Source organism: Pseudomonas sp. NBRC 111127, assembly GCF_001320345.1.
GTDB classification, from domain to species: domain Bacteria; phylum Pseudomonadota; class Gammaproteobacteria; order Pseudomonadales; family Pseudomonadaceae; genus Aquipseudomonas; species Aquipseudomonas juntendi.
On sequence record NZ_BCBD01000261.1, the window covers coordinates 1 to 3,739 of the forward strand.

General features: G+C 49.9%; 3 protein-coding genes and 1 pseudogene. 2 read left to right on the plus strand and 2 right to left on the minus strand.

The window, feature by feature from the left end; translation table 11 throughout:
* Both APH30_RS26445 and APH30_RS26450 read right to left on the minus strand, forming a co-directional pair.
* A pseudogene (locus tag APH30_RS26445) lies at positions 1–263 on the minus strand (hypothetical protein); the annotation flags it as partial.
* The gene (locus tag APH30_RS26450) at positions 260–1,474 is read right to left on the minus strand and encodes a hypothetical protein (protein WP_054914189.1); all 1,215 of its coding nucleotides are present in this window, start codon (positions 1,472–1,474) and stop codon (positions 260–262) included. The gene APH30_RS26450 and the pseudogene APH30_RS26445, both read right to left, overlap by 4 nt.
* Before the next feature lie 555 nt (positions 1,475–2,029).
* Between APH30_RS26450 and APH30_RS26455 the strand changes: the two genes are divergently transcribed.
* Together APH30_RS26455 and APH30_RS28520 are read left to right on the plus strand one after the other, a co-directional pair.
* The gene (locus APH30_RS26455; protein ID WP_054914190.1) at positions 2,030–3,346 is read left to right on the plus strand and encodes an AAA family ATPase; all 1,317 of its coding nucleotides are present in this window, start codon (positions 2,030–2,032) and stop codon (positions 3,344–3,346) included.
* Positions 3,343–3,739: HNH endonuclease (locus tag APH30_RS28520; protein ID WP_177333802.1), on the plus strand; the 397-nt coding region annotated here is incomplete at its 3' end. The genes APH30_RS26455 and APH30_RS28520, both read left to right, overlap by 4 nt.

Genomic DNA, 3,739 nt, shown 5'->3' on the forward strand with positions numbered 1-3,739 from the left:
TAGCGTCGATCGAAATTGGTCACAAAATCGGGACGGATAGCGACCAGCGCTGCAATCTCTCGAGAGCGTGTTCTCTCGCTTGCCAGGAATTTGGTGGTTTCGCTGTGCATCACGATAGGCATCACCAGAAGCGCTTTGGCCAGTGTCAGGTTCTGCATGTGGTTGAGCACACACCCGATCGCGACGGCAGCGATGCCGGCATTGTTATAGCCGCTCCAAGCGCGAGGCAGTGCAGGGCAGAGCTCGATGGCATCACTGCTCATAGGGTTTTCCACTCAGGATGCCAGCCGATCATGTTCTGCTCCGAGAGGAGGTAAAGCTCCCCGTTGGATTGTTCCGTGCTGAGCTCATCATCACCCAGTCGATACGTCTCATCGCGCATGGCATCGACGATGGCCTGGGCTTTGTCATTGATCTCGCTTTCGGTGCATTTTTTGAATGCCTTTCGGTGCTTGTTACTCCAGCGCAACGTGACGTCCTTGTGAAGGGCAGTTACCTCATCCGATACCACCTCACCGCCGTGCACCCAGACTTCCAAGCTGCGCGCCATTCTTACCTTATGAGTCGACAGCTGCGTGATGACTTCGCTGTCGTCTTTACAAATGTCGTCAATGACAATCAGCTGCTTGATGAAGCGCTGCCCCAGTAGGTCTTCGGGCAATGGAGGTTCAAACTGCAGTCGGCTCAGCCGCTTCTTGACTGCCTGTGAGACGACGCGGCGATAGCGAGTGCGAAAATCGTCGAATGTGATCGCCGTCAGTGTTCCTGCCAAAATTGAAAAATAGTTGTCATCACGGATCAAGGTACTGAGGCGCTCATAGACGCTATCGACGTCTTCGGGCAGCACGAATTTTTCTTCCAGAGTGTCCTTTACCTTCTGGATAACCTCAGTCTCTGCGAGCTGGAAAAAGACACGCTTGAGGAACTCCTGCTGAACGCTGGGCTCGATGGTCAGCACGGTGTCGATGTAGCCCTTGATCGTGGAGTCTTTGGTCGACCCCGACAACGACTTTGCCCGGTCGACAACTGCCTGCAGATTCTCAGCAGAGGCGTGTTCCGTATAAGCAATCAATAATTGTGAGAACAGGTTGGACTTGCTCTCGCTCTTGTTCGAGACGAGGTGGAATTCGCTGCGCTTCACGAACTGGAGCTGGGCGGCGATCTCACTCCGGCCATCTCGCGGATCGGTGATCACACGTGTCCAGTTGTACAGCGTCTTCCACAAGTCACCGTCCAGCTCCGTTAGGGCAATGGGGCTGCCACCGGCCTGAGTCTGGATCGTGTGCTTGAGCTGGAACAGCAATTGGACATCGTTATCTAGATCGCTATGAACATCGTCCTTTATCTCAAGGCCAATCGATTGGCCTTTCTTCATGTTCAATAATCGGTAAACGAAATAGTGGAATTGGTAATCGAATCCCGCGCCGGTGCCAGGCGCAGTCGATTCCTCCATGAAGGTTTTAGGGGTAGCCATTACTTCTCTCTGCACGGACAGGGCGCTCTGCCTGCCAGGGCTCGGGTTTGTAAATGGCCTTCCCTGGCGTGTTAGCGGAGCTAATGAAGCCACAGGGAAGAAGGGGAGCGCAACTATTTTGCCATCACGTATTAATTCTAGATCCGTATACTTGTTTTTTATACAGCCTGTAATTTTATACAGCCTGCAGAGCCTTTTATGGCTTTTGGATGTTGCGTCACGGCCGACAAGGTGGCAGATATCGTGTGAAAGCGTATATCAGTTTACTTTCTTGTTGGTGTTTGTTTGAGGGGGGAGCTTTGCGGCTCCAGGCTAGGGTTCTAAACTTGGCCGTGTAAGCTATCCGATCACTGCCGGCCTGCAGCTTCGGTGTTTTTCTGAATGGCTCTTGATAACTTGTTGAAGGCTTGATTTTTATTTGATTACTGTCGGGTTGAGAATGACCGTGGTGAGAGGTGATGAATTGGTTGGTGAGCGCTGAGAAATAACTTGTCTATAAAGTATGATAGCTAGTAAAATGCATTCTTCTGTGTGATTTATTGGAGCGCTCACTAAATGCGCATCGATCGGGTTGAAATCAAAAACTTTCATGGTATTGAGCAGGCCGATTTCGAGCTTCACGAAAAGGTGACCGTGCTGCTTGGTAATAATGCCGTCGGTAAATCAGCCGTCCTTGATGCGATGGCGATTCTGGCAGGTACATACTTTTTAGGTGTTGATGGAATTAGCTCTTTGTCCATTAAAAAAGCCGATGCGCGGCAAGAGCGACGAATTCAAACAGATGGATCTACCGAGCTTGTATATCATCTTCCCTGCGAGTTGAAATCCTATGGTTATGTCCATGATCGAGAGTTAACCTGGGGGCGAGAGCTTTACAGTGCGGAAGGGAATACTCGTAAAGGCAATTCGCTTGAGCTGGAACGAATCTCCAAAAATGTTTATCAGCAGATAGTCAAGAAAGAGCAAGTTATAAGGCCGTTCATAGCTTATTACTCGGCTGCACGACTTGGCTCCCAAAAGCGGCAGACACGCAATCAGAATGAAAAATTAAAAGACATCAGTGCAGGCTACTTCAATACGTTGGATAAAGAAGGCAGCCTTTGGCGCTCGGAGGCATGGTTTGCAGGACTTCAAGGGCGTGCCTTCCTTGGCGTTGCCAGCGCGCGCGAAATCTTTGAAGAAGTGAAGCGACGCTTACTCATCCTATTCAAAAGTATTGAGCGCCCTCTGATCGACTTGTTCTATGAGTCTGAAGTGAAACAGATATTTGTTCGCTTCGAGGGAAGTGACAGTTATAGTCCTCTTGATTTCCTCAGTAGTGGCTATCTCAGCGTTATGGCTATGGGGATGGACATCGTCTATCGGATCTTCTCGCTCAACGCACATCTGGGTGTAGACGCCTTTGACAAGACGCCAGGCGTGGCGCTCATCGATGAGTTGGACATGCACTTGCATCCAAAGTGGCAAGGTCGGTTCGTAGATGATCTTCGCGAGGTATTTCCCGGATTGCAGTTTATCGTGGCTACTCATTCGCCGTTCGTGATTCAAGGTCTACGGCATTGCAGCATTATCGATATGGAAAAGAGCGAAGTCCGGCAGCTCGGTGATTACGTTAAGAAAAGTATTGCTGAGGTGGCTGAAGATTACATGAATATGGATGACGTTGAGAGGAGTCCGTATTTCAAGGAGCAAGTAGAGGCTGCTGAGGATTATTTCACACTGCTCAAGGTCACTGACAAAAACAACCGTGAGGACGTTCAGGCGGCCAAGGCGAAACTTGATGAATACGAGGTAAGGTATAACCGCGACCCCGCGTTCATTGGTCTGTTGCGCGCGGAACGTAATGCATCTGGTATGGACAAGGACGAATGAGACCACTATCGCGGGGGCCGAGCACCAAAAAGTACAAAGACTACAAGCGCTACCATAAAGACCTTCTGCGCTCATATGGGCCTTTCTGTGCGTATTGCGAGAAGAAAGATTATGATTTAGATGTCGAGCATGTGGAGCCTAAGTCAGTTGTTCCGGCTAAAACCACTGATTGGAATAATCTCCTGCTTGGCTGCGTGAACTGCAATAGGGATTTCAAGAAATCGTGGAATAAGAGTCGCAGCGGTTATATTTTTCCCGATTTGAATGAAACATTTAAGGTATTTCATTATCGTGCTGATGGTACGATCAGTGCTGTCACTGCGGCAGCAGTCGAAACACGTCAACTCTGTGGCTTGAACCGCCCTGCTGCGATTAGCAACCGCCAGGATGCCC

Coding starts and splice junctions, on each gene's coding strand:
- APH30_RS26455 (WP_054914190.1), top strand. CDS start 2,030: ATGCGCATCGATCGGGTTGAAATCAAAAACTTTCATGGTATTGAGCAG.
- APH30_RS26450 (WP_054914189.1), bottom strand. CDS start 1,474: ATGGCTACCCCTAAAACCTTCATGGAGGAATCGACTGCGCCTGGCACC.